This window comes from Chamaesiphon polymorphus CCALA 037 (assembly GCF_003003845.1).
In the GTDB taxonomy this organism is placed as follows: domain Bacteria; phylum Cyanobacteriota; class Cyanobacteriia; order Cyanobacteriales; family Chamaesiphonaceae; genus Chamaesiphon; species Chamaesiphon polymorphus.
Map to the genome: position 1 here is coordinate 1 of NZ_PVWO01000611.1, position 3009 is coordinate 3009.

Consider the following 3009-nt stretch of genomic DNA (forward strand, 5'->3'; position numbering starts at 1 on the left):
CATACGCAGGGGAGTTTGAGGGGCGGCGTCCCGCCCCTCAACGGGGGGTCTGGGGGTCGGAACCCCCAGATCCGGGTTCTACTAGCACCAGTAACCTCCCCCAAGCACCAGTAAATATCTTTTGCCGCTATGTTTAGAAATAAGGATTAAACAAGATACCGCCCCTCAGCACAAATAATCTTTAACCATGTCAATTTACACACCAGAATGGGTCAAACACGCCATCTTCTATCAAATATTTCCCGATCGATTCGCCATCGGCAACCACCCCCAACAACCCCTCCTAAAAAACCCCCACTGGGAAGATTGGAACGCACCGCCAACCCTCCAAGGCTATAAAGGCGGCGACCTGTGGGGCGTCATCGAACAGCTCGATTACCTTCAAGACTTAGGCATCGACACCCTCTACTTCACCCCAATTTTTCAGTCCACCTGCAACCACCGCTACCACACCCACGACTTCTACCAAGTCGATCCGATCCTCGGTGGCAATCGGGCATTTGAATCGCTCCTAAATGCCGCCCACCAACGCGACATGAAAGTCGTCCTCGATGGCGTCTTTAACCATGCCAGCCGAGGCTTCTTCTTCTTCAATGACATCTTAGAAAACGGCCCCAACTCCCCCTGGGTAGATTGGTTTACCATCTACGATTGGCCGCTGTCTGCCTACGATGGCTCCCTACCAGCTAACTACAAAGGTTGGGTCGGCAATCGCGCCCTACCCGTCTTCAATCACGACAATCCAGACGTCCGCGAATACCTGATGCAGATCGCCGAACACTGGATTCGCGTCGGTATCGACGGCTGGCGGCTGGATGTTCCGTTTGAAATTAAAACAGAGGGCTTTTGGCAAGAATTTCGCGATCGAGTCAAAGCCATTAACCCCGAAGCCTATATCGTCGGCGAAGTCTGGCGCGATGCCCGCCATTGGCTCGACGGTACCCAGTTCGACGGCGTGATGAATTATTTATTTACTGCACCGACAATCGCCTTTGTCGCTGGCGATCGCGTGGCGATGGATTTAGTCATCTCGCGCAGTTACGACCCCTACCCAGCTCTTACAGCCCCCGATTACGCCCAAAAAATTCAGGCATTGCTCGATCTCTATCCCTGGGAAATTCAACTGACACAATTAAATCAATTAGCCAGTCACGATACCGCCAGACTGATTTCGATCGCGCAAGGCGATCGGGCGAGCATGGCTTTAGGTACGCTACTGTTACTAACTTTTCCAGGTGCGGTGAGTATTTATTATGGCGATGAAGTCGGCTTAGTCGGTGCGCTCGATCCAGATGCGCGGCGCGGATTTCCAGCCGAAACGGAGTGGGATCGAGAGGTGTTCGACTACCACCGCGAACTGATTGCTTTACGCAAAGCTCATCGTGCCTTGCGAATTGGCACTTATCGGGTACTATTTGCCCAAGGCAATGGTTATGCGTTCGCGCGCAGCCTCGATGATGAAGAGATCGTCGTCGCGGTGAATATCGGTTTGGAATCGGTAAAAATAAGTTTGGATTTAGCCAGTCTAAGCTCTAAATCGCAGCCGAAACAGTTGGTGTTTGGTACGGCGGAAATGGAGTTTGAACCAGATAATAAAGCGGGGACTCTGACGATCGACATCCCACCTCGGAGCGGCTGTATATTAATGTGATTCCCGACAAAGAACATATTATCCGAACTATGATTTATGGGATTACATAGATGGACGAAGATTATTGGCTCGCAGAATCGTCATAGTCCATCAGTCGATCGTGTTAATCATAGTTCAGACAATATTAGGGACGATCGAGTAGATGACCATAGGTTTCCAGACTATTGTTTAGCCAGAGGAATATAATATAACCCACATTCCGCTAGTTCTGTATGTTCGCGAAAAAACAGAGAATCCTACCTCAGATCGGCAACATCCGAAAGATTAGTTTTCTGCTCGTTTGGGGAATTTAGGCAGATCGATTTTGGCGGCTTTAGCAACGCTGCCGCGATTGACGGTGGGTGCTGGCCAATTTGGAGATGATTCGGCAATTTTGAGGTCGTTGAAGGCGGTACTTTCTTTATCGCTGGTTTCTGTCGATAGAGATGTGGCAGCAGCTACGGGAGCTGGCACAGGCTGGTAGAGGTCGCGATGAGGATGTATCTCTCTGTCTTGGCGAATGGCTTCGCGCCAGCCGCCTGGTGAGGAGGGTTGAGGTGGCGGTAGGATGGTGTTTTTGGCTCGGTTGGGAGCCGATGGCGTCCAGTCAGGCATTTCGATTTTGGGAGCCGCTAGCGGTGCTGCGGGGGGTGCTGGATCGATTTTGGCGGTGGAGATGTCGGTACGCAGGGGAGTCGATCGATCGACAGTCGATTTGTAAGTGGCGATTTCGCCAGATAGTTCGCCACTAAAAGGAGTCGGATCGATCGGATCTGACTGTGGCTGAGTCGAAGTGCCAGCAGGTGTCGATTGGCTGGCTCCATGGGCTTGGAGCAGCTTCAGCCGCCGATGGAGTTCGATCGCGACGCGCTCGGTTTTGATCAGTTTTTGCGATTGTAAATCGTATTGTTGCCGCAGTTCTTCGTGTTCGGCTTCGATTTGGGGGACGACGGTTTGAACGATTTCTAGTTGTTGGGAGAGGGTTTCGATCAGCGTCTGTTGGCGTTGACCGATTTGGTGAGAAGTTTCTAGTTGTTGGAAGAGCGCACCGACGCGATCGTGTGCGGTTCTCAGTTCATCTTGTTGTTGCAAGATGGTAATTTCGTGGCTCTGATTGGCTTCTTTGTGAGTATGTAATGTCTGTTTGGCAGATGCCAAAGCTTGTTCTAATCTGGCAATTTCTTCAACTAGATGGCGGTTGATTTGGCGGAGATTGCTCACCACTGTCAACCAGTCAGTGCGATCGGGTTGTGCTTCAACCGTGGTATAGATCGTCTCGATCGCTTGGTCTGTTTTGGCTCGATTATTGTCTGGATTTGCGCTACTGGAGTTGTGAGGTTGTTCTGCTGGGGTCATGGCAGGATGGATGGGGGTGGGAG

General features: G+C 51.3%; 1 protein-coding gene and 1 pseudogene. One reads left to right on the plus strand and one right to left on the minus strand.

The window, feature by feature from the left end; genetic code table 11:
- Positions 1-187 precede the first annotated feature (187 nt).
- Positions 188-1651 carry a glycoside hydrolase family 13 protein gene (locus tag C7B77_RS27155; RefSeq protein WP_106312378.1) on the plus strand — a complete coding sequence of 488 codons (1464 nt, stop codon included), beginning with the start codon at positions 188-190 and terminating at the stop codon, positions 1649-1651.
- Between the two features lie 264 nt (positions 1652-1915).
- Here the strand turns inward: C7B77_RS27155 and C7B77_RS27160 are convergent.
- Positions 1916-3009: pseudogene (locus C7B77_RS27160) on the minus strand (hypothetical protein); the annotation flags it as partial.